The sequence below is a fragment of the Klebsiella sp. CTHL.F3a genome (assembly GCF_019890895.1).
GTDB classification, from domain to species: domain Bacteria; phylum Pseudomonadota; class Gammaproteobacteria; order Enterobacterales; family Enterobacteriaceae; genus Klebsiella; species Klebsiella grimontii.
The window spans coordinates 2,183,897-2,205,268 of the sequence record NZ_CP082360.1; the positions used below are offsets into that span (position 1 = coordinate 2,183,897).

22 protein-coding genes and 1 pseudogene are annotated in these 21,372 nt (G+C 50.2%); 14 read left to right on the forward strand and 9 right to left on the reverse strand.

Annotated features, from left to right (window positions below):
* Positions 1-181: 181 nt before the first annotated feature.
* From K7H21_RS10260 to K7H21_RS10275, 4 genes are all read right to left on the reverse strand, one after another.
* Positions 182-1,639 (reverse strand): glucosyltransferase domain-containing protein, encoded by a 1,458-nt coding sequence (locus K7H21_RS10260; RefSeq protein ID WP_049114781.1) that lies wholly within the window; start codon positions 1,637-1,639, stop codon positions 182-184.
* A complete protein-coding gene (locus tag K7H21_RS10265; protein WP_112166245.1) occupies positions 1,636-2,628 on the reverse strand; it encodes a glycosyltransferase family 2 protein in 993 nt (330 codons plus the stop codon). Before K7H21_RS10265 ends, K7H21_RS10260 begins: the two co-directional genes overlap by 4 nt.
* A complete protein-coding gene (locus tag K7H21_RS10270) occupies positions 2,625-3,014 on the reverse strand; it encodes a GtrA family protein (protein ID WP_032741888.1) in 390 nt (129 codons plus the stop codon). The genes K7H21_RS10265 and K7H21_RS10270 overlap by 4 nt, the downstream gene beginning before the upstream one ends.
* Positions 3,015-3,623: 609 nt before the next feature.
* A complete protein-coding gene (locus tag K7H21_RS10275; RefSeq protein WP_223035755.1) occupies positions 3,624-4,694 on the reverse strand; it encodes a porin in 1,071 nt (356 codons plus the stop codon).
* A 625-nt stretch (positions 4,695-5,319) separates the two neighbouring features.
* On the opposite strand from K7H21_RS10275, the gene drpB reads away from it, so the two are divergent.
* Genes drpB through K7H21_RS10295 form a run of 4 tightly spaced genes read left to right on the forward strand, consistent with a single transcriptional unit; the run spans position 5,320 to position 8,304 of the window.
* Complete coding sequence (drpB, locus tag K7H21_RS10280; RefSeq protein WP_004122146.1) at positions 5,320-5,601, forward strand: cell division protein DrpB; 282 nt, start codon at positions 5,320-5,322, stop codon at positions 5,599-5,601.
* A 42-nt stretch (positions 5,602-5,643) separates the two neighbouring features.
* On the forward strand, positions 5,644-6,339 hold the full coding sequence (locus tag K7H21_RS10285) for a phosphohydrolase (protein WP_004122145.1): 696 nt from the start codon (positions 5,644-5,646) through the stop codon (positions 6,337-6,339).
* A 56-nt stretch (positions 6,340-6,395) separates the two neighbouring features.
* Positions 6,396-7,829, forward strand: coding sequence for a DNA cytosine methyltransferase (locus tag K7H21_RS10290; RefSeq protein ID WP_032742142.1), 1,434 nt, complete (start codon positions 6,396-6,398; stop codon positions 7,827-7,829).
* Positions 7,810-8,304, forward strand: a complete 495-nt coding sequence (locus K7H21_RS10295; protein ID WP_004122141.1) for a very short patch repair endonuclease — start codon at positions 7,810-7,812, stop codon at positions 8,302-8,304. Before K7H21_RS10290 ends, K7H21_RS10295 begins: the two co-directional genes overlap by 20 nt.
* On the opposite strand, the gene yedA is transcribed toward K7H21_RS10295, so the two are convergent.
* Entirely contained in the window at positions 8,279-9,190 is a 912-nt protein-coding gene (gene yedA / locus K7H21_RS10300; RefSeq protein ID WP_004122140.1) for a drug/metabolite exporter YedA, read from the reverse strand. The genes K7H21_RS10295 and yedA overlap by 26 nt on opposite strands.
* A 184-nt stretch (positions 9,191-9,374) precedes the next feature.
* Between yedA and K7H21_RS10305 the strand changes: the two genes are divergently transcribed.
* From K7H21_RS10305 to dgcQ, 3 genes and pseudogenes are all read left to right on the forward strand, one after another.
* Positions 9,375-10,286, forward strand: coding sequence for a DUF808 domain-containing protein (locus K7H21_RS10305; RefSeq protein ID WP_049123283.1), 912 nt, complete (start codon positions 9,375-9,377; stop codon positions 10,284-10,286).
* A gap of 75 nt (positions 10,287-10,361) precedes the next feature.
* Positions 10,362-10,541: a YodC family protein gene (locus K7H21_RS10310; protein WP_004122136.1), complete on the forward strand. Its 180-nt coding sequence runs from the start codon at positions 10,362-10,364 to the stop codon at positions 10,539-10,541.
* Between the two features lie 107 nt (positions 10,542-10,648).
* Positions 10,649-12,329: pseudogene (dgcQ, locus tag K7H21_RS10315) on the forward strand (cellulose biosynthesis regulator diguanylate cyclase DgcQ).
* A 329-nt stretch (positions 12,330-12,658) separates the two neighbouring features.
* Here the strand turns inward: dgcQ and yodD are convergent.
* Entirely contained in the window at positions 12,659-12,874 is a 216-nt protein-coding gene (gene yodD / locus K7H21_RS10320; RefSeq protein WP_142468196.1) for a YodD family peroxide/acid resistance protein, read from the reverse strand.
* A gap of 132 nt (positions 12,875-13,006) precedes the next feature.
* On the opposite strand from yodD, the gene dsrB reads away from it, so the two are divergent.
* A complete protein-coding gene (gene dsrB / locus K7H21_RS10325) occupies positions 13,007-13,195 on the forward strand; it encodes a protein DsrB (protein WP_004122127.1) in 189 nt (62 codons plus the stop codon).
* 41 nt (positions 13,196-13,236) lie between these two features.
* Here dsrB and rcsA read toward each other — a convergent pair whose 3' ends face one another.
* Entirely contained in the window at positions 13,237-13,860 is a 624-nt protein-coding gene (gene rcsA / locus K7H21_RS10330) for a transcriptional regulator RcsA (RefSeq protein ID WP_049114926.1), read from the reverse strand.
* A 453-nt stretch (positions 13,861-14,313) separates the two neighbouring features.
* Between rcsA and yedD the strand changes: the two genes are divergently transcribed.
* On the forward strand, positions 14,314-14,730 hold the full coding sequence (yedD, locus tag K7H21_RS10335) for a lipoprotein YedD (RefSeq protein WP_162626064.1): 417 nt from the start codon (positions 14,314-14,316) through the stop codon (positions 14,728-14,730).
* A 51-nt stretch (positions 14,731-14,781) separates the two neighbouring features.
* On the opposite strand, the gene amyA is transcribed toward yedD, so the two are convergent.
* A complete protein-coding gene (gene amyA / locus K7H21_RS10340; RefSeq protein WP_087829026.1) occupies positions 14,782-16,269 on the reverse strand; it encodes an alpha-amylase in 1,488 nt (495 codons plus the stop codon).
* Between the two features lie 201 nt (positions 16,270-16,470).
* On the opposite strand from amyA, the gene tcyJ reads away from it, so the two are divergent.
* The 5 genes from tcyJ to sdiA all read left to right on the forward strand — a co-directional run bounded on the left by tcyJ (position 16,471) and on the right by sdiA (position 20,797).
* Positions 16,471-17,271 carry a cystine ABC transporter substrate-binding protein gene (gene tcyJ / locus K7H21_RS10345; RefSeq protein ID WP_004122115.1) on the forward strand — a complete coding sequence of 267 codons (801 nt, stop codon included), beginning with the start codon at positions 16,471-16,473 and terminating at the stop codon, positions 17,269-17,271.
* Between the two features lie 95 nt (positions 17,272-17,366).
* Positions 17,367-18,353 carry a D-cysteine desulfhydrase gene (gene dcyD, locus K7H21_RS10350; protein ID WP_004122111.1) on the forward strand — a complete coding sequence of 329 codons (987 nt, stop codon included), beginning with the start codon at positions 17,367-17,369 and terminating at the stop codon, positions 18,351-18,353.
* A 15-nt stretch (positions 18,354-18,368) separates the two neighbouring features.
* Positions 18,369-19,037 carry a cystine ABC transporter permease gene (gene tcyL, locus K7H21_RS10355; RefSeq protein ID WP_223035756.1) on the forward strand — a complete coding sequence of 223 codons (669 nt, stop codon included), beginning with the start codon at positions 18,369-18,371 and terminating at the stop codon, positions 19,035-19,037.
* Complete coding sequence (tcyN, locus tag K7H21_RS10360) at positions 19,034-19,786, forward strand: L-cystine ABC transporter ATP-binding protein TcyN (protein WP_004122108.1); 753 nt, start codon at positions 19,034-19,036, stop codon at positions 19,784-19,786. The genes tcyL and tcyN overlap by 4 nt, the downstream gene beginning before the upstream one ends.
* 288 nt (positions 19,787-20,074) lie before the next feature.
* Positions 20,075-20,797, forward strand: a complete 723-nt coding sequence (sdiA, locus tag K7H21_RS10365; RefSeq protein WP_004122106.1) for a transcriptional regulator SdiA — start codon at positions 20,075-20,077, stop codon at positions 20,795-20,797.
* 66 nt (positions 20,798-20,863) lie between these two features.
* Here sdiA and K7H21_RS10370 read toward each other — a convergent pair whose 3' ends face one another.
* Positions 20,864-21,088 carry a DUF2594 family protein gene (locus K7H21_RS10370; protein WP_004122104.1) on the reverse strand — a complete coding sequence of 75 codons (225 nt, stop codon included), beginning with the start codon at positions 21,086-21,088 and terminating at the stop codon, positions 20,864-20,866.
* Positions 21,089-21,372 lie beyond the last annotated feature (284 nt).

Below are 21,372 nucleotides of genomic sequence, written 5' to 3' on the forward strand. Positions count from 1 at the left end.
AGAGAAGGGATGATGGATGGAAAGGAGCGAACTCAGGAAAGCACTGGAGCAGGGATTGTTGTCAAGTGAGCGCATGGGGTGATAGAGAAACTTATGACCCTGACCTGAGCTGCCGGGATAAAAAGATCCCGTGCGGCTCTGGCGCGGGATCATCTTTCTGCATGCCGGGGGGCGAAAAGATTCAATAGTTGGAGGTTGAACTCCTCATGGCATCGCCCGTTTTTATAATGATGCAATCAGTGGTGCATTGCTCCTTTGCCGTCAGAATAACATTTTCTGGAAGCCTGAAATGCATGGACTTGCTGATTAAGATTTGCTCCGCCATCCCCTTGATAGCCCAGGGGGCCGCAAGTGATATATTGCCAAACTCGTCATAACGTTGTGTTTTAGTAAAGGCATTATAGGCGGGATCTTGAATGTCAAAAAGAACATCCCCTGTAAATGTTTTTCCCACCTTGTAGGAAAGTGCGCTTGCTAATGCGTTTAACTCTGATTTTTGTGGGATAATGAAACCATTAAAGATATTGTATGAGGCAGCGATCATCGCGAATACCGTCAATATGGGGAGCGCTTTTTTTGCTATATTGAGTTTGCTTGTCAAGGCATCCACCCCAATAATGATAAGAGCGCACGTGAAAAATTCTAGTGCTATCAGTGACCTATATGCAGCCCAGTTTTCCTTGACTAATAAGTTTGGAGAGTAGGCGCCAATCCCCATGATAATAAACATGAGCACCTTAATAGGTCCTGATTTGCCTTTTATTATTGAAAATAAACCTATTGCGCAAATTATTAATGACAGCGTTGTGAATAAGGTGCCAGGGGTTATATTAAAGTTGTTGATGGCGTTAATCAATGGTTCTTTGACAAACCATCGTAATTTCTCAAGTGGATTATTCGTTAACTCGGCACGTGCAATTGAACTGCCATATAACCATACAGGTACAAATTTTGAAAATAGCAGACTAGCAAGCATGCCGATAAATAAAACTGCGCCACTGATTAAAACAATGCTGATGGAAAATGGTTTGTCTTTTTTCAGGCAGTTATCAAGCATGACGAAAAATAAAAATGCCATCGCCGTTGGTTGGTATATGGCAAATGCAAACCATAAAATAATGACGGATGCTGCAAATCTTATAATTGTCGTTTTTTTATTGGTGGGCTTTAATGTCGCATAACTTATTCCGGCAAGGAGTATAGATAGTACAAAAGGGAAACATGTCGCCCAAGAGTTATATACTTGTATGGCGGGTGCCAAACATATTAATAAAGGGAAGGTGATCGTTGTTATGTTACGCTTGAATATGTTTCTTTTTTCTATAAATAAAAAGAGGAACAAACAAAATATAAAAACCGTTATTATGGTGAAAAATCTAAGATAGGCAAGGTCATCGATATTGTGAACTAGCGTAAAGGCAAGTCGTCTGGCAATGGCATACAAGGGCCTGCCGGATTGCATATCCCATTGAAATGGAGAACCTTTCCCTGAAAAAACATCAGAAAGTGTCGACCAATCATCTGAAAATGCGTAACTAAATATAATGGTTGGGCTGTAAACTAAGAAAATTGCCGCGAGGTAAAGCATTGCAATAACTCTTTTAGTGTAGGGCGTCATTCGTTCATCCATGGTGTTCATTGCTCGCCTCTCATTTCGTATTTTGCTACCTCTTCGATAAAATATTTTGGCCGGTTTTTGGATTCCATGTATATTTTCCCAACGTATTCACCAATTATCCCTAAAGAAAGCATCTGGACGCCGCCAAGGAAGAAAATCGCAATCATAACAGATGTCCAACCCGCAACGGTATTTCCCTGGATCTTCTCAATGAGGGCATAGATTGCAGCTATTGTAGATAGAAGGCATGTGGTAATCCCAGTGGCGGCGATCATCCGTAATGGGGTAATTGTCAGAGACGTTATTCCTTCTAACGCCAGTGCTACCATCTTTTTCAAGGGGTATTTTGACTCGCCTGCAACCCTTTCATCTCTGCTATAATAAACGCGGGTAGACTTATAACCCAACAAAGGGATTAGCCCCCTTAAGTATAAGTTTTGTTCTTTAAAATCCTTTAATGCTGTCAACGCTGTCCGGCTAAGAAGCCTGAAGTCCGCATGGTTAGGAACCTGATTGACACCCAGCCTTGACATCAGAGAATAGAATTTATTGGCTGTTGTCCTTTTGAATACTGAGTCGCTACTTCTGTTGTCGCGTACGCCATAAACAATCTCAAACCCTTCATTATATTTGTCTATCATTTTCTCAATGCAACTTATATCATCCTGTAAGTCTGCATCTATACTTACAGTAACGTCCGTATCCGCGTTTGCTAACCCCGCCAGCAGGGCTATCTGATGGCCCCGGTTCCGTGATAATTTCAAACCGCGAACGAACGACTTTTCCTGCGATGTGGATTTGATTTGTTCCCAGGTGTTGTCTTTACTGCCATCATCGACAAAGAGGATATAACTATTTCGAGCGATTTTTTCTTTTGCAAGGAGGTTTTTTAATACAGTGGCAAGCCCCTCCACGCAGTATGGAAAGGCGTCTTTTTCATTATAACAAGGAACAACGATTGCTAACGAAGGTATTTCACTCCTCGTGCGGTTTATATTTATTTCTTTCATTTCATTGACCAGTGTTTGTTTATAATAAAACCAGCTGTTGTGTAAATAATCATTCCTACAACTTGTGCTGTATAGATAGCATTAGGTATAACGATGAAAAAAACTTTCATTGCTATTATATTTAAAATATAACAAAAAACACATGTGGATACGAATTTGATAAATCTCAGGGGGTTTAAGGTCGTTGAGAAAGTGAACTTCGCATTCATTATAAAGCTGAAAATAATGCCAACGACATAACCTGCTGCATTTGAAGGGTAGACACCCGCACCGGCATGCATAAGGCCAAATATAACAACTGCGGTTATTGCTGTATTTGCCAGGCCAACGATAATGTACCTGACCGCTTCTCTGGATGTGTTTTTTTTCAAGGTATGATTAATCATTTATTGATTTACATCAATTTTATAAAAGGAAAATTAAGAGATTAAATGCGCGATCGATATAAGCAATAAGCTCCCGTATGATAAATATTTGACGCCAACTCGTGGTCTGTGTCAACCAGGGTTTTTATCACAGTAGACATATTCCTCGACGGATGTTGTTTACGCTTCTCCACCCGAGTTTGTTTGGACGTGATTATGCCGAATGGAGACTATAAAAGCGGGAAAGCTATCGGGGGCATGAGTTCTGGTGCGGTCATTACCAGGCAGTCCTGCGGGATTAACAGTGTCTACTGTAGCGGTAACGATATTTATGCGCGTAATTTGTTTGGCTTACGGAGAAAAACAGGTTAAATCTACCGGATAGGGCGGAAGGTAAAAGTATTGTGAATACTCTGTTTTTTTATTGTTGATTTCATGGTTTAAATGATTAAGTTAAAATCTCGAAAACTGGAGTAGGCGCCACGCATTCGTGGGAAATCTCCTCTTCATGGTTTACTGCATATGGATCGCAACACTCTATTTTTCTGCCGTGTAGCGATACAGGATGACTATCCGTTGGTAAAAACGAAAAAACCCGCACAAGGCGGGTTTTAGCGTAGCTATACAATCTTAAAACTGGTAGGTGATACCCACAGCGAACTGATCGTCGGTGGCTGCGCCACTTACCGCCGCGTCTTCATCATCCATCAGATTGAATTTGTATGCGGTGTAAACGTTGAAGTTTTTGTTGAAATAGTACCAGGTACCCAATTCAACGTAGTTCATGATATCCGCATTGGTGTCTTCTTTGGCGCCCAGGTCTTTACCTTTCGCGTAGACATAGCCCAGGGACGGACGCAGGCCGAAATCAAATTGATATTGCACAACGGCTTCGATGTTTTGCGTGTGATTGGCAAAACTGCCAAAAGTCGTTTTCTCCAGCGGAGTCATGTTACGGGATTCACCATACATGACTGATGCATACAGATTATTTGCATCGTATTTAGCCGCCAGGTTCCAGACTTCAGCTGTCTCGCCCCGCTTGTCCGCAGCTTGCTCATCAGTACGATCGGAGTTGCTGTAAGCGCCAACGAAACCGAAGCCGTCGATGTTGTAGTTAACGGAGAAACCGAAACCGTCGCCGTTTGATTTTTTCGCGGTGGTGTCGTTGTTTTTACCCTGATACTGCAGAGCAAAATTCAGAGCATCCACCATGCCGAAGAAGTCGGTGTTACGATAGGTTGCTACGCCGTTGGTACGGCCGGTCATGAAGTTATCGGTGTAAACCAGACCGTCACCGCCCCACTCAACGAGCATATCGGTGTAACCCGCCGCGTCATAAACCACGCCGTAGTTACGACCATAATCGAATGAGCCGTAATCGCTGAATTTCAGACCAGCGAATGCTAAACGGGTAGCGCTGCCCTGCTGACCTTCCGGTTTGTCCGCTTTGATGTTGTATTCAAACTGGCCATAACCGGTCAGTTCGCTGCTAATCTGGGTTTCGCCTTTAACGCCGAAACGCGCATAGGAGGTATCGTCAGAATTGTTGTTGTCGCCATCATGGGTCATGATGTGTTCGCCAACCATTTTGCCGTAGAAATCCAGTTTGTTGCCGTTCTTATTATAGATTTCTGCTGCATTAGCCGCGCCAGCGACTAATAAAGCTGGAACCAGAATTGCCAATACTTTTCTTTTCATTATATATTCCCTTTTAATCATAATTAATATGAATTGTGTCATTCCTTCCGGGGTGACTATTTGATATTAGCGATTAAGTTCATTTTTCTTTAAATCAAATATGTAACTAAATTATATCTAATATTACAAAATGTTTCAGTTATATTCTTTATATTAAAATTGTATTGTTTTGTGATAAATTATTTTCCGTGTTTATAGCTTTTAATAACATAGGCTTATGGTTATTCATTGATTGAATTTTGTCGTTGATGAGTTTCATGTGTTCTATGTGTCATCATTTAATATTGATTTTATGAATAATTATTTGCTCGTGTTTAAACGTGGAGTTTTCTTTCAGAGAGTGGTCTGAGTAAGAGTGGTTGATGGTGAAGTGAGGGGCTGGGGAGGGGGAGTGGGAAATGGCCAGAAATTAAATGCCATTCATTAATTTGTATTATTTAAAAATGGAATAAATTCATTGAGTATATATAGCCGGTATTATGACAATGAAGCCGGTTGATGCACAGAAATGCATCGGGCAGAGAGAAATGCTGTCTTGCAAGAATTTTCGCTATATAATGTGATGGATGTCACTATTTTTGACTGGCAAGTGATGTTGCTTGTTGAGTACATGGAGAGCAAATGAATGGAAGATAAAGCGAAAAGAAGTCCTGGTGGAAAACTGGCGCTGTGGGCATTTTATGCTTTTTGTGGTTATTTTCTGTGGGCGATGGCGCGGTACTGGTGGGTTGTCGGGCAGATTCAAAGCGTGCCCGGCGCCACGATTGACGGTGAACTTGGTTCAACGAGTGGGAAGTGGATTGGCGCCCTGTTGGGGTTTCTGGTGTTAGGTATCGTGGGGACCATTCTTGGTGCAATTGCGTGGTACACGCGCCCCAATCCGCAGATCTATGAACATCACGAATAAAGTTGCTATGCTCGTTGCTGGCCTGACACCTAAGGAACATGCATGGACCTTTTTCACTGGCAGCAACGATTTGAAACCTGGCTAACCGAACATCACGCGCAAGGGGATGCGGCTCATGATATTTCGCATTTCCGCCGCGTTTGGGCCACTGCGCAGCGACTGGCCGAAGATACGGATGCTGACCGTCTGGTGATCCTGACTGCCTGCTACTTTCATGACATCGTCAGCCTGGCGAAAAACCATCCTGAGCGTAGCCGCTCTTCTGCGATGGCGGCGGAAAAAACGCTGGCTATCCTCCAGTCAGCTTTCCCTGATTTCCCCGTCGAACGCTACGCGGCGGTTTTACACGCTATTGAAGCGCACAGTTTTAGCGCGGCGATTGCTCCGCGAAGCGAAGAAGCGAAAATCGTCCAGGACGCCGATCGACTTGAGGCGTTGGGGGCGATTGGCCTGGCGCGCGTTTTTGCCGTGTCCGGCGCGTTGAACAATATCTTGTTTGATGCCAGCGATCCCTTTGCCGACCGGCGGGAATTAAATGATAAAACCTACGCGCTGGATCATTTCCAGTGCAAGCTGCTGCGTTTACCGCAAACGATGCAGACCGAAAAGGGCAGGGCAATGGCGATACACAATGCGCGCTTTCTGGTGCAGTTTATGGCCAAGCTCAGCGCGGAGCTTCGCGGAGACCCAATGGCTATTGATGACGAGGTTTTGCAGCGCTTTAACCCACTCGCGTAAAACTGGCTGCGCTATTTATGGTAACCTCTGCAAAAATAGTCGGGCTGGTTGAGGTTATGGCGCAAAATTTATCCAAGGAAAATCCCCCGTCTTTGAAGGTTGAACATACCGGAGAAGACGCGCAGGCGCTATTGCGCCAGCTGATGGCGATATACGATGTCAAAACGCTGGTCGCGCAGCTGGTCGCCGTCGGCGAGCAGCACTGGAGCCCGGCTATCCTCAAGCGCGTTGCGACGGTAGCGCGCGCGGCAGGTCGCATATCCCACCAGGAGCAGGCCCACCTGCGTACGCTCCTGCCGCAGCCGCCTGCGCATCATCCGCATTATGGATTCCGCTTCGTCGACCTGTTTGCCGGTATCGGCGGCATTCGCCACGGTTTTGAAGCGATTGGCGGGCAATGCGTGTTTACCAGCGAGTGGAATAAACATGCGGTGCGCACCTATAAAGCCAACTGGTACTGCGATCCTGAGCAGCATCGTTTCAATGAAGATATCCGCGATGTGACTTTAAGCCATCTCCCTGAGGTGAGCGATGAAGACGCGGCGCAGCATATACGCCAGACTATCCCGCAGCATGACGTACTGCTGGCCGGCTTTCCCTGCCAGCCGTTTTCACTCGCCGGCGTGTCGAAGAAGAATGCCCTTGGTCGCGCTCACGGCTTTGCCTGCGAAACGCAGGGGACGCTGTTTTTTGACGTGGTCAGGATTATCGCCGCCCGTCAGCCGCCGATTTTTGTTCTGGAGAACGTCAAAAACCTGAAGAGCCACGATAAGGGGCGGACGTTTCGTATCATTATGCAGACGCTGGATGAGTTGGGTTATGAGGTTGCTGATGCGGCTCATACTGGAGCGGATGATCCGAAAGTGATCGACGGGCGTCATTTTTTACCTCAGCACCGGGAACGCATTGTGCTGGTGGGTTTTCGGCGTGACCTCAAGCTGCATGAGGGATTCACCCTGCGTGATATCGCCACTCTCTATCCCTCCGTTCGCCCGACTTTCGGCGAGCTGCTGGAACCCGCCGTTGATGACAAATTTATCCTCACCAGAGTGCTGTGGAAATATCTCTATCGCTATGCGCGCAAGCATCAGGAGCGAGGGAACGGCTTTGGCTACGGGCTCGTTGACCCAACGAATCCGCACAGCGTGGCGCGTACGCTGTCTGCCCGCTACTACAAAGATGGTGCGGAGATCCTTATCGATCGCGGTTGGGATCGGCCTTTAGGCGAAAAGTCTTTTGACGATCCTGAAAATCAGCTTCGGCGGCCGCGTCGGTTGACTCCCCGCGAGTGTGCGCGTCTGATGGGATTTGAAGCGCCGCAGGGGTATCATTTTCGCATTCCGGTATCGGATACCCAGGCCTATCGCCAGTTTGGCAATTCGGTTGTTGTGCCGGTCTTTGCGGCGGTAGCGAAGCTGCTGGCGCCGCGTATTGCAAGAGCGGTGGCTTGCCGTGAGCAAGAGATTGACTATGGCCGACGTCCACGATAAAGCCACCCGCAGTAAAAACATGCGCGCGATCGGCACCCGCGATACGGCGATTGAAAAACGGCTGGCGGGACTGTTGGCGCGTGCAGGATTTTCCTTTACCGTGCAGGATGCCGCGCTGCCCGGCCGCCCGGATTTTGTGGTGGCCGAGTATCAGTGCGTTATCTTTACCCACGGTTGCTTCTGGCATCATCATAATTGCTACCTGTTTAAGGTCCCCGCGACGAGAACTGAGTTCTGGCTGGATAAAATAGCCAAAAATGTGGCGCGCGATCGCCGGGATATCGGCATCCTGGCGGAGCAGGGATGGCGGGTGCTGGTGGTCTGGGAGTGCGCGCTGCGCGGGCGCCAGAAGCTTAGCGACGAAGCGCTGGGGGAACGGCTGGAAGAGTGGATCTGCGGCGGTGGGAACTGCGCGCAGATCGATACGCAAGGTATAGGTCTGTTAGACGTTACTTCTCCGCCTTACAGGAGGTGACATCGCGGCGAGCTGGGAGCAGGTACTTGCCGAGCGTGACCAGAACGACGGCGAAGATGATGATTCCCAGCGCCAGCCACTCTACGGCGGATAGGCTTTCGCCGGCAAAACCGGTGCCTAATAGCACGGCGACCACCGGGTTAACGTAGGCGTAGCTGGTCGCTACCGCCGGTGTTACGTTGCGAATCAGATACATATAGGCGTTGATGGCGATAAGCGAACCAAAGATCGCCAGATAGGCGACGGCAAAAATGCCGGACCACGACGGCATCTGGGTTAATTTTTCTCCAGTTAGCGAGGAGGCGATCATAAGTACGATGCCTGCCGCCAGCATCTCAATGGCGCCCGCCATCATCCCCGTCGGTAGCTCGATTCGCGAGCCGTAGACGGAACCAAACGCCCAACTCATTGAACCGATAAGTATCAGCAGCGCGCCCCAGGGGTTACCGTTCAGGTTGCCGCCGCTGTTGAGCAGTACGATCCCCGCGAGACCAATAGCGATACCCAGCCATTCAAGTTTGCGGGTCGCAATACCAAAAAAGCGGCTAAAGCACAGGGTGAACAGCGGCACCGTTGCGACCATGACCGCCGCAATACCGGAGGGCACATGCTGGTGCTCGGCGAGAGTGACAAAACCATTACCCACGGCCAGCAGTAACACGCCAATCAGCGCCGCGTTGAGCAGCGGCTTTCGCGCAGGGAGCTTATGGCCGGTTGCCAGTAGCCAGGCGGTCAGCAGTGCGCCTGCGGAAAGGAAGCGCACGCCAGCCATCATTAGCGGGGGCCAACTGGCGACGCCGACGGCGATAGCGAAATAGGTGGAACCCCAGATGATATACAGCGCAAACAACGCCCCGATGAGCGGTAACAGCTGACGGGTAGACATACTTCCTCACGACGGTACAGAGACAGAAAGGGGGAGATATAGTAAACGTGAAAACTCTCGTGCTGGCGAGCGCTTTAATTCGCCTGCTATGGTTAAATTTTTGTTGACTATGGACACTGGTGGGCGAAAAAGCGCTTTTGCTTCATACTTCAGGAGGAACAACCATAAATGAAGGAATGCAATTTTGGCGGGAAGTAGTCTATTAACCTTATTGGATGATATTGCCACGTTACTCGATGATATTTCGGTCATGGGGAAACTGGCAGCAAAAAAAACGGCAGGCGTATTGGGAGACGATTTATCGCTTAATGCTCAACAGGTCACCGGCGTGCGGGCCAACCGCGAATTGCCGGTCGTTTGGGGGGTAGCTAAAGGCTCATTGATCAATAAAGTGATCCTGGTGCCGCTGGCGTTGTTGATCAGCGCCTTTATCCCGTGGGCGATTACCCCGCTGCTGATGGTGGGGGGCGCGTTTCTCTGCTTCGAAGGCGTCGAGAAGGTGCTGCACAGTCTGCAGGCGCGGAAGCATAAAGAGGATCCGCAGGTTCGCCGGCAGCGGCTTGAGGCCCTGGCGAACCAGGACCCCATGGCTTTTGAACGGGATAAGGTGAAAGGGGCGATACGCACCGATTTTATTCTGTCAGCTGAAATTGTCGCGATTACGCTGGGGATTGTGGCTGAAGCGCCGTTATTAAATCAGATCCTGATTTTATCCGGCATTGCGCTGCTGGTGACGGTGGGGGTTTACGGTCTGGTGGGGATCATCGTCAAGCTTGATGATATGGGCTACTGGCTGGTGGAGAAAACCAGCTCGCTGGCGCAGTGGTCAGGCAAAGCTTTGTTGGCAATTGCGCCCCGCCTGATGAAAGTATTGTCCATCGTTGGCACGCTGGCGATGTTCCTGGTCGGCGGCGGTATTGTGGTCCACGGTATTACGCCGCTGCACCATGCCGTTGAAAATCTGGCCCATGGGCAGAATGCGGTGATTGCCTCGCTGTTGCCAACGGCCGCCAACCTGGTGCTGGGATTCATCATTGGCGCCATCGTGTTGGCTGGAGTGAAAGCGATTTCCGCTCTTCGTCGTCCGGCGAAGTAAATGTGCTCCTGCTCATGCAAAGTGGTTCAGCTTCGTCTAAGGTAAATCTGTTTCTTCCTGATACCGGAGGCAAAAATGGTCTTGTTGGTCAGTGATGAAGTGAGGCGAAAAAACGGCGGCCCTCGTATGGTCGTTACCGGGTTCGCCAGCGGCATGGTGGAGTGCCGCTGGTATGACGGTTACGGCGTTAAGCGCGAGGCGTTTCGTGAGGATGAACTTATTCGAGGAGGGGGAGGGAAGTCGAATCGCACCTGACCCTTTATCAGCGCCCGGCATTCGTCGGGCGTTTTCATAATAGTGATTATTTTACAAACAGGGAGCGTGGATGACGTTTGCTTCTTTAACCGTGCTGCGAGAAAACGATGGATAAGCTGATATGGGTGGAAAAATTGCGTCAGATTTTAAGCCCCGGATATGTGGTTAATCTCTGTTTTTTTATCGTCTTCTGCTTCTCCACGCTGCTGATATGGCGTGAGATCAAGGTCCTGGAAGAGGCCTACGTCGCAAACCAGCGCAATAATCTTGAAAACGTGGCCCATGAGTTCGACAGCCTGCTGCAGTTTAATATCGACAGAATGATTTTTTTTCGTAACGGTATGCAGTCGGCGCTGGGTACGCCGTTGGATTTTGCCGCGCTGCGTAAGGCCGAAGAGGATTACTTAACAAAGCGGCACGATCCCATATGGTCGGTTGAGATCCATAACCGCCGGACGCTGCCGATCTACGGCGTTGCGGATGCCTTTGTCGATGGCGACGCGCTTCTTTCCCGTGATAATCCCTTTTCCGGCAATGAGCTCATGGCCACACTGGAGTTGGGTTATATGTTGCGTCTGGCCAATAACAACCGTGGATTTGCGAAACGCATGCTGTACGTGTCGCGCAGCGGTTTTTTTACGACGACCGAGCTGCCGAAAAATTCAACGCAGGCGCTGGCCCTCTATTCGCGGGCAACAGGCGCTGCATGGTTTACCCGACAAACGCAGCGGAATAATCCTGCCCGCGGAATTGTGTGGCAAACGTTCCCCGATGATGAATCGCAGCGCGAAATGCAGGTGGTAACGGCATCTATTCCGCTTGATTTCCAGCGCCACTGGCTCGGCGTTCTGGCGATGGATTTCTCGGTTCAGGAGATGAAAACGTTTCTGGTCAATGCGATAAAAACGGGCGAGGAAGGCGAGTACCAGCTTTATGATAATCGACTCAATTTAATTGCCTCTTCTGCGCCGGGCAACGTGCTGACGCTGCTGTCGCCGCGTGAACAGGAGATGCTAAGCCGCGCGTCCTCCCATGAGAATCAGGGCGGGATTCGCCTGGTAACGCGTTATATTAGCTGGGAAAATTTACGCAATTTTGATGGAGTGCTGATCCGTATCCATACTATCCAGGAAGGGGTCCGCGGTGATTTTGGCAGCATCACCATTGCGTTGATGCTGATGTGGTTAATGTTTACTTTTATGCTGCTGATCTCCTGGCTGGTCATTCGTCGAATGGTGCGCAACATGAGCGTGCTGCAGACCTCGCTGGAATGGCAGGCCTGGCATGATGCGCTGACCCGTTTATTAAACCGCGGCGCGCTGTTTGAACGCGCTATTGCGGAAACTCGTCTGAGCGAGCGTCTGAAGCGACCTGTGGCGGTGATTCAGCTCGATCTGGATTATTTTAAAAGCGTTAACGATCGCTTCGGTCATCACGCGGGGGATCGCGTACTGTCGCTGGTGGCCAGCACTATCGCCAGCCATATTCGGCAAGGCGATCTGGCGGGGAGGGTTGGCGGGGAGGGTTGGCGGGGAGGAGTTTTGCATTGTGCTGCCGAATACCCCATTAAAAGAAGCGAAGGTGATTGCTGAACGGATCCGTATCCGCATCAATAGTCGCGAGATTTTGCTGGGAAACAGCACCTCTTTGCGTATTACCGCTTCGCTAGGGGTGAGCGCCAGCGATGATACCGGCGAATATAACTTCGAAAATTTGCAGTCAGTTGCCGATCATCGCTTGTATCTGGCCAAGCAGGATGGGCGCGATCGGGTCTGCGCTGAAGGGTGAAAGAAATTTCTTTTGTGAATAAATTGAATTGAAATCATCCACTGTGGTTATTTTAGTGAGATTATTCTTAAAAATCGTTTGGCGGCAGTCGGACGTTCGTGGAAGAACGAAGTGTTGGAGTCCTTGCCTGGCGAGCTTTGCCAGCGTGACGATGAAGCTAAGTCACTTTTTTCAATAATTTGCCTCATGAATGTTTGTTGTCATGCAAAATAATTGAGGGTAATGTTTGTAGCGCATCGGATATCCTGATGTAACGAATTTTCAAGTGCTTCTTGCATTAGCAAGCTTCATCCCGACTCCTGCGAGTCGGGATTTTTTTCGCGCAGAATTCAGCGGTTGGCTTCGGTGACGCTGAAGTCATGGATATCGAGTTCAAAGGCCTCAGCCAGCTCGCGCCAGGTATGGTAATCCCGGCCATCAATACTGACGCGGTGGGGATCGTCTTGCCTACGCTGCACTTCACTTTCGCTGATTTCATTAATCGCCGCCAGCAGGGCGTCAACATCAACGCCGCCTGCGCCTTTATTTTCTTTGGCGGTTTTCATTTCGGCTACCTCGCTTAACTCAGATAGGGCCACTTAAGTATAGACGGTCTAGAAAAACAGCAGTTACCGGGCTGGACACTGCGCGATCGGCTGTTTTGTTCTACACTGGCTCAAAAATAGAGGAGATGAGTTATGCAGGTAAACGATCGTGTCACGGTGAAGACCGATGGTGGCCCACGTCGGTCGGGTGTTGTGCTGGCGATAGAGTCGTTTAGCGAAGGGGTAATGTATCTGGTATCGCTGGAAGATTATCCGCTCGGCATATGGTTTTTTAACGAGCACGGGCATCCTGACGGTATTTTCGTTGAGCGGGACGAGTGACTTGCCGCAAGTGAACTGGCGGCAGCGGCCGCCAGCGTCTTTCAACGCAGGTTGACATGAATTCCGGACGTGATGTTTTCAGTCAGTCGTACTATGTGATAAATCACCTGTTTATTGTGGGTGTGAATTTTCTTTTTAATATTGCCCTTGTGCGATGAGACGGTCTTCGCCTTAATGTTCATCTGCGCTGATATGTGCGAGGTTCCGTGACCAGCCATCCACATCTGCAGCATATTTGACTCGGTCTGGCTTAAGGTCAGCGTGGGGATATTAAGCCGGGTAGCGCGATAGTTCTCATATTTTAGGCGGATGGCGAGAATGTCATCCAGGTCTTTTTCGGTGAGAGATTTAGAGCAAATAAGTAAGTTTTTACGTACCAGCAGGTAATGGTCGAAATGAATATTCGCCAGCGACATAAAGATCACAAATAGCGTCGCAGGATACTGGCTAATGATTTGCCGGACAAGCTGGTTGCTGTCTTCATGATGAATAAAGCAATCTTCGTTGATAAATACCACTGAAGGGCGGCTGGCCTCGCAGAGGGTTTTCAGGCTTTGAGCACTGTGAACTTCAGTGATATCTCGCTTCCTTACCCCCCTGCCAGTCAGGTACCCGGTTAATCCCAGCCGGGTGAAGCTGCACAAATCCATAATAATCGTTGACATGACCCATCCTCAATCAACACGTAACGATAATTTATTCCTCGCCGATAAGCGATGAAGTCCATTTTGTTAGCAATAAAAACGACTGCTGCCATGGAACCATTAGGCAGCCTGAACTATTTCGTAATAAGCCCCATAATTTGCCAGGAATATTCTCAAAGTAAAGGCTACAAATCGCTATGTGGAGGAAATAAAAACATTCAATACCCGTCATATACAGGATGGTCATTTTTGTGGTTTTTTAAAATAGGATTATCCTTATATTGAATGGTTAAAATAACATCTTCTCATTTATTGGTTTTATAAGATGAGTAAGAATAACTTAACATTCGAAGGCAAATTCTAGCCATATTGGTTGAGGACGGCGGCGTCTTGCTGCGCTGCTCCCCGATCCGGGAAGGGTGGCGAGCTTAACGCTTTAATGCCACAATGTTTTTTTATCGGTTTGTGGGATGGATGATGAAAAAGATAGTGTTTGCTGGTGCTCTGCTGACCCTCGCCGGGTGCGTTCAGGTTGATAGCTACAGCGATGTTGTTAAAGCGCCAGCCCCGACAGGGCTGGAAGGATACTGGCAATCGGCAGGCCCGCAGAGCGAAATGATGAGCCCGGAGGCGATCGCCAGCCTGATTGTGACCAAAGAGGGTGACACGCTTGACTGTCGTCAGTGGCAGCGGGTCATTGTCCTGCCGGGGAAATTAATGAAGCGTGATGACGCGGTTTATAACGTCACCTCCGCTTTGGATGTCTATCCGATTGAGCGCGAAGGTGATACCTTGAGCTACGATCGGATGACGCTTAAAAGGGTGAATCGTCTCACTCCGGAATGTGAACTGGCATGGAAAAAAGCGTCAGCGGATAAAAGCGGACAATAAGCTTTTTGCGGGCTGAAAACCTTCTCAGCCCGCGGCGTTTCCCCCCGTATTTTACAGCACCTCTTCAATAACCCAGACGCTCACGCTGCCGCCGTTACAGGTAAAAATGCCGTTTCCTTCATCGTCGGTTTCAACGATTTCCTCGCGGTTGCCGAGAAAATCCCGCCAGCGTTTATTACGGTAGTTTTCGCCCAGAGGCAGCGTTTTTTCGCCGTCGTCGCCGTTGGAAAGCACGACCACGCAGCCCGGATCGTCCTCGGTGCCGCTTCGGCTGAAGGCGATACAGTTCGGGTGATCGAACCACAGCGTTTGTACGCCGTGAGCAAAACGCTGACGGGCATCGATCAGCTCATGTAATTGCTCAATCACCGGCATCTCAATGGCGTAGATCTCGCCGTCGCCGCCGGTGTCCTCATAGCTTGCGCCGAACAGATCGGCATAAAAGACTGACGGAACGCCGTTCTCACGTAACAAAATCAGCGCATAGGCCAGCGGCTTGAACCAGGCCTCAACTGGCGCCTCCAGCGCCTGCAGCGGCTGGGTGTCGTGGTTAGTCACCAGAGTCACGGCGTGGAACGGGTCGGCTTCCACCAGCGTGCCGCTGAAAATCTGGCTCATGTCGTAGTCGCGACCCTGCCGCGAGGCTTCATGGAATTTCATCTGCAGGGGGGCGTCGAAGAGCATCGTCTTGCCGTCAACCATGGCGATATACTGCTGGAGTTTATCGACTTCGTGCGACCAGTATTCCGCGACGATAAACAGCGGTTTTGTCGCGACCTCCTGGACGTGGTCGATCCACTCTTTATAAAACCAGGCGGGGATATGCTTAACCGCATCGAGGCGAAAGCCGTCGCAGCCGGTTTGTTCCATCACCCAACGCGCCCAGTACTTAATCTCCTCGGTCACCGCCCGATTACGGAAGTCGATATTTTCGCCCATCAGGTAGTCGAAGTTACCCATTTCATCATCGACCTGATCGTTCCATCCCTCCCCGGTGTAGTCGTTGACGATTTTAAACACGCCATCTTCGTCGGGATTCTCGATATGATCGATGCCGCTGAAGCACTTATAATCCCAGATGAATTCAGAGTATTGACCGGCCCGTACCGGAAAGGTGTAGCGTGTCCAGGCTTCACACTCGATAATCTCATCGGCGATTTGCGTGCGGTCGTTTTGATCAACACGCTGAATGCGTACCGGCTCTTTCTCATCCGCCCCCATTTTGTGGTTGACCACCACGTCGAGCAGCACGGCGATATCGTGCTCGCGCAGCGCGGCGATGGCGGCCAGTAGCTGGGTTTTATCGCCGTATTTCGTGGCGACAGACCCCTTTTGATCGAACTCGCCGAGATCAAACAGATCGTAGCAGTCATAACCGACCGAATATCCTCCGGAAGCACCCTTATAAGCTGGGGGCAACCAAATCATATTGATACCGATTTCATTGAGGTTCGGCGCCAGGGCCTCGACTTCACGCCATAATTCGCCGCCGGTGGGGTAGTACCAGTGAAAGCACTGCAGTAACGTGGGGTTTTTCATCTTCCATGCTCCAGACGTCATCAAGCTGACTATTGCAGTATGAGAGATATCCAGCAAAATGCAGACGTTTCGCCTACGTTTTCCCTATGCCCTAAAAGGCATCATATATAATAATTTGGAATAAGATGTAGCGTATCGATGTTGGTGACCAGGGCTAAACGCCTTACACTATTGCAAAATATCACTCTGTTAGGGGTATCTATGAAATTAGCACTTCTGGGTCGTCAGGCGCTGATGGGCGCAATGGCCGTTGTATTAATGGCTGGCGTCAGCGCAAAAACCTTTGCGGCTGAAAATCTGCTCAATCAGGTTAAAGAGCGCGGCACGCTACGCGTTGGCCTGGAAGGGACTTATCCGCCATTCAGCTACCAGGGAGATGACGGTAAGCTGACCGGTTTCGAGGTGGAATTTGCTAACGAGCTGGCAAAACACCTTGGCGTGAAAGCTGACCTTAAACCTACCAAGTGGGACGGCATGCTGGCTTCGCTGGACTCAAAACGTATTGATGTGGTGATTAACCAGGTCACTATTTCCGATCAGCGTAAGAAAAAATATGACTTCTCAACGCCGTACACCATCTCCGGGATTCAGGCGCTGGTGAAGAAAGGTAACGAAGGCGTGATCAAAACCGCTGCTGACCTGAAAGGTAAGAAAGTTGGCGTTGGTCTGGGCACCAACTATGAAGAGTGGTTGCGCCAGAACGTACAGGGCGTCGACATTCGTACCTATGATGATGACCCGACGAAATATCAGGATCTGCGCGTAGGTCGTATCGACGCTATCCTGGTTGACCGCCTGGCGGCGCTGGATTTGGTGAAGAAAACCGGCAATACCCTGGCTGTGACCGGGGAGGCCTTCTCCCGTCAGGAGTCCGGCGTTGCGCTGCGTAAAGGTAATGAAGACCTGCTGAAAGCGGTTGATGGCGCCATTGCGGATATGCAAAAAGACGGCACCCTGAAGGCGCTGTCGGAAAAATGGTTTGGCGCTGACGTGACGAAGTAACGGCTGGCGATGAAAAAAGGCGCTCTTGATAGCGCCTTTTTTTATTTCGAGCGCCATAGCGTGCATAATCAAGGATAACTCAGTCAGGAGGTCTTATGTCACTGCAAAATTTAACCCTTTTCCCGCGTCTGGAACTGATTGGCGCGCCGACGCCGCTTGAATATCTGCCGCGCTTGTCCGATTACCTTGGCCGCGAAATCTTTATCAAGCGTGATGATGTGACCCCGCTTGCGATGGGGGGCAATAAACTGCGTAAGCTTGAGTTCCTGGCGGCTGATGCGCTGCGGGAGGGGGCGGATACGCTGATTACCGCAGGGGCAATCCAGTCCAACCACGTGCGCCAGACGGCGGCCGTGGCCGCAAAACTGGGCCTGCACTGCGTTGCGCTGCTGGAAAACCCAATCGGCACCCGGGCCGAGAACTACCTGACTAACGGTAACCGTCTGCTGCTTGACCTGTTTAATACTCAAGTCGAAATGTGCGACGCACTGACCGATCCGAATGCGCAGCTGGAAGAGCTGGCGACCCGTATCGAGGCTCAGGGCTACCGTCCGTACACGATCCCGGTTGGCGGTTCGAACGCGCTTGGCGCGCTGGGCTACGTGGAAAGCGCGCTGGAAATTGCTCAGCAGTGCGAAGGGACGGTTGAGCTCTCCTCCGTGGTCGTCGCGTCCGGCAGCGCCGGTACGCATGCGGGTCTCGCCGTGGGGCTTGAGCAACTGATGCCCAATGCCGAACTTATCGGCGTGACTGTGTCGCGCAAGGTGGCCGACCAGCTGCCAAAAGTGGCTGCGTTGCAGCAGGCGGTGGCCAATAGCCTGGAGCTTGAGGCAAAGGCCGGGATTCAGCTGTGGGATGACTACTTTGCGCCGGGTTACGGGACGCCGAACGACGAAGGGATGGCCGCGGTGAAGCTACTGGCGCAGCTGGAAGGTATCCTGCTGGATCCGGTTTATACCGGGAAGGCGATGGCTGGACTGATTGATGGCATTAGCCAGAAACGCTTTAAGGATGAAGGCCCAATACTGTTTGTTCACACCGGTGGCGCCCCTGCGCTGTTCGCCTATCATCCTCATATCTAATGCAGAACACATAGAATGCAAGAAAGTATCCAACTGGTGATCGATTCTGCGCCTTTTCTGCTGAAAGGTGCGGTATTTACCCTACAGCTCAGCATCGGCGGCATGTTTTTTGGCCTGGTGCTGGGGTTTATTCTGGCGCTGATGCGCATGTCGCCCGTCTGGCCGATTAAGTGGCTGGCGCGGATGTATATTTCCATCTTTCGCGGAACGCCGCTGATAGCGCAGCTGTTTATGATCTATTACGGCTTACCGCAGTTTGGTATTGAGCTGGATCCCATTCCCGCGGCGATGATCGGCCTGTCGCTTAATACGGCGGCCTACGCGGCGGAAACGCTGCGCGCAGCGATTGCCTCGATTGATAAAGGGCAATGGGAGGCGGCAGAGAGTATCGGGATGACGCGCTGGCAGGCGATGCGCCGCGCTATTCTTCCCCAGGCCGCGCGCGTGGCGCTACCGCCGCTGTCCAACAGTTTCATCAGCCTGGTGAAAGATACGTCGCTTGCGGCTACGATCCAGGTGCCGGAACTGTTCCGCCAGGCCCAGTTGATCACTTCCCGAACGCTGGAGGTTTTCACCATGTACCTGGCCGCTTCGCTTATCTACTGGGTAATGGCAACGGTGCTTTCTACGCTGCAGAACTACTTTGAAAATCAGCTGAACCGCCAGGAGCGAGATCCAAAATGAGTGCGATTGAAGTCAAAAACCTGGTGAAAAAATTCCATGGTCAAACGGTGCTCCACGGTATTGACCTTGAGGTTCAACAGGGTGAAGTGGTGGCGATCATCGGTCCCAGCGGTTCGGGGAAAACGACGCTGCTGCGCAGCATTAATCTCCTGGAGCAGCCGGAAAGCGGCACGATTCGCGTAGGCGACGTGACGATTGATGCCGCGCGCAGCATTAACCAGCAAAAAGCGGCGATTCGTCGTCTGCGTCAGCATGTGGGCTTTGTGTTTCAGAACTTTAATCTGTTTCCCCATCGTACGGTGTTGGAAAACATTATCGAAGGGCCGGTCATCGTCAAGGGGGAGGATAAAAATGAATCCATTGCCCGGGCGCGTGAACTGCTCACGAAAGTTGGGCTTACTGGTAAAGAGAATAGCTACCCGCGCCGTTTGTCCGGCGGGCAGCAGCAGCGCGTGGCGATTGCTCGCGCGCTGGCGATGCGTCCCGATGTTATTCTGTTTGATGAGCCAACGTCGGCGTTAGACCCGGAGCTGGTCGGTGAGGTTCTCAATACCATTCGTCAACTGGCGCAGGAGAGGCGCACGATGGTTATCGTGACCCATGAAATGAGTTTTGCCCGCGACGTAGCGGACCGCGCTATTTTTATGGATCAGGGGCGCATTGTTGAACAGGGAGAAGCGAAATCCCTGTTTGCTAATCCTCAGCAGGCGCGTACTCGACAGTTCCTCGAAAAATTCCTGATGCAATAATCTCCTTGCGCTGGCCGCATTCGCTCAGGCGGATGCGGCAGACCGCGAAAAATTTCCGGTTGTTCAGCAAAAAAGCCTCCCCAGATATTGGCGCTCATCAACGACGATACCTCTGTCAAGGTTTTGTGCCACATCAATTGGCATAATTTTTTAACGCGTCTGGCGCTTTTGCCAACCGCAGTCTAATAAATGCGGTGGCTACCATTTTTTATACATATAAGCAGGATTTATGTGTTAGCTTTATGTATTTATAATAATGATTATCACTCAGGAGTTATTTGGTCAGTTATGAGGGACAATGATTTTTTCAGCTGGCGGCGGGAAATGCTGCAACAATTTCAGTCAGTTTCTGTAGGTGAGGGGGTTTTTCATCTTCTCCAGCAGCAGGCAAAAGGGCTGGAATATGACTACTTCGCACTCTGCGTAAGGCATCCTGTGCCTTTTACTCGCCCCAGGGTCACGCTGCAATCAACTTATCCGCAGGCCTGGATGGCGCATTATCAAGCCGAGAATTATTTTGCGATCGACCCGGTACTGCGTAAGGAGAATTTTCTTCGTGGCCATTTGCCCTGGAACGATAAGCTATTCAACGATACGCCTGAATTATGGAACGGCGCGCGCGACCATGGATTACGTAAGGGCGTGACGCAGTGTCTGACCCTGCCTAACCATGCTCAGGGATTCCTGTCGGTTTCAGGCGCAAGCCATAGCCAGGGCCCCTTTGCGGAAGACGAACTGGAGATGCGCTTAAGAACCCTAACCGAATTGAGCCTGCTGACGCTCTTGCGTCTGGAGGACGAGATGGTTATGCCGCCGGAAATGAAATTTAGTCGACGTGAACTGGAAATTTTGAAATGGACAGCAGAAGGGAAAACCTCGGCTGAGGTCGCAATGATTCTGTCTATCTCAGAAAATACCGTCAATTTCCACCAGAAGAATATGCAGCGAAAATTCAATGCGCCAAACAAAACCCAAATTGCCTGCTATGCCGTGGCGACGGGCCTAATTTGATCTCATTGGTGTTCTGCGTGCCAGACGTAAGACCGGCTGTTAGTAATACCTTCAGCCGGTAAATGATTACTGACGATATGCCTGTTTAATTTGCTTAACGGTGCTGGAGAATACGGCAGCCTGAGCCTCATCTTCCATCTGCGCGATTTGCTTTTCCATTTTAATAATCACGCGGCCTGCATCAGCCTGACCCATGGCCTGCAGCATCAGCGTTATCATTGCTTTCAGACACGAAACTTCCTGTGCCAGTTCTTGATTATTTTCCGCAGTGGAAAAATCTGGTGTGCTCATCGATATCCTCGGTTGCTTTCTGCGCAAATGCGCATGACTAAAAGTGAAGGCGGCGCAGTATACCACAAGCAAAGGAAAAAAAAGGAGTGCTGGATTTCCGTTCTTTCATCCGAATGGTGAATGATTTAATTGACTGAATAATACGTATTCATGAGGGCTAAGCGGGTTAATTTTTTCATGGCGCTGTTTTCGTGTTAATAATTGTTACATATTCAGGCGCTTATTTATGGCCTACGCATTGTGTTGTGTTTTTACGTAATCTGTATGATGAATGTTAAAAAATA

What these genes read in the sequence shown, in the direction of transcription:
- K7H21_RS10260 (WP_049114781.1), bottom strand. Translation starts at nt 1,639, where the DNA reads ATGAACACCATGGATGAACGAATGACGCCCTACACTAAAAGAGTTATT.
- K7H21_RS10265 (WP_112166245.1), bottom strand. Translation starts at nt 2,628, where the DNA reads ATGAAAGAAATAAATATAAACCGCACGAGGAGTGAAATACCTTCGTTA.
- K7H21_RS10270 (WP_032741888.1), bottom strand. Translation starts at nt 3,014, where the DNA reads ATGATTAATCATACCTTGAAAAAAAACACATCCAGAGAAGCGGTCAGG.
- K7H21_RS10275 (WP_223035755.1), bottom strand. Translation starts at nt 4,694, where the DNA reads ATGAAAAGAAAAGTATTGGCAATTCTGGTTCCAGCTTTATTAGTCGCT.
- drpB (WP_004122146.1), top strand. Translation starts at nt 5,320, where the DNA reads ATGGAAGATAAAGCGAAAAGAAGTCCTGGTGGAAAACTGGCGCTGTGG.
- K7H21_RS10285 (WP_004122145.1), top strand. Translation starts at nt 5,644, where the DNA reads ATGGACCTTTTTCACTGGCAGCAACGATTTGAAACCTGGCTAACCGAA.
- K7H21_RS10290 (WP_032742142.1), top strand. Translation starts at nt 6,396, where the DNA reads ATGGCGCAAAATTTATCCAAGGAAAATCCCCCGTCTTTGAAGGTTGAA.
- K7H21_RS10295 (WP_004122141.1), top strand. Translation starts at nt 7,810, where the DNA reads ATGGCCGACGTCCACGATAAAGCCACCCGCAGTAAAAACATGCGCGCG.
- yedA (WP_004122140.1), bottom strand. Translation starts at nt 9,190, where the DNA reads ATGTCTACCCGTCAGCTGTTACCGCTCATCGGGGCGTTGTTTGCGCTG.
- K7H21_RS10310 (WP_004122136.1), top strand. Translation starts at nt 10,362, where the DNA reads ATGGTCTTGTTGGTCAGTGATGAAGTGAGGCGAAAAAACGGCGGCCCT.
- yodD (WP_142468196.1), bottom strand. Translation starts at nt 12,874, where the DNA reads ATGAAAACCGCCAAAGAAAATAAAGGCGCAGGCGGCGTTGATGTTGAC.
- dsrB (WP_004122127.1), top strand. Translation starts at nt 13,007, where the DNA reads ATGCAGGTAAACGATCGTGTCACGGTGAAGACCGATGGTGGCCCACGT.
- rcsA (WP_049114926.1), bottom strand. Translation starts at nt 13,860, where the DNA reads ATGTCAACGATTATTATGGATTTGTGCAGCTTCACCCGGCTGGGATTA.
- yedD (WP_162626064.1), top strand. Translation starts at nt 14,314, where the DNA reads ATGATGAAAAAGATAGTGTTTGCTGGTGCTCTGCTGACCCTCGCCGGG.
- amyA (WP_087829026.1), bottom strand. Translation starts at nt 16,269, where the DNA reads ATGAAAAACCCCACGTTACTGCAGTGCTTTCACTGGTACTACCCCACC.
- tcyJ (WP_004122115.1), top strand. Translation starts at nt 16,471, where the DNA reads ATGAAATTAGCACTTCTGGGTCGTCAGGCGCTGATGGGCGCAATGGCC.
- dcyD (WP_004122111.1), top strand. Translation starts at nt 17,367, where the DNA reads ATGTCACTGCAAAATTTAACCCTTTTCCCGCGTCTGGAACTGATTGGC.
- tcyL (WP_223035756.1), top strand. Translation starts at nt 18,369, where the DNA reads ATGCAAGAAAGTATCCAACTGGTGATCGATTCTGCGCCTTTTCTGCTG.
- tcyN (WP_004122108.1), top strand. Translation starts at nt 19,034, where the DNA reads ATGAGTGCGATTGAAGTCAAAAACCTGGTGAAAAAATTCCATGGTCAA.
- sdiA (WP_004122106.1), top strand. Translation starts at nt 20,075, where the DNA reads ATGAGGGACAATGATTTTTTCAGCTGGCGGCGGGAAATGCTGCAACAA.
- K7H21_RS10370 (WP_004122104.1), bottom strand. Translation starts at nt 21,088, where the DNA reads ATGAGCACACCAGATTTTTCCACTGCGGAAAATAATCAAGAACTGGCA.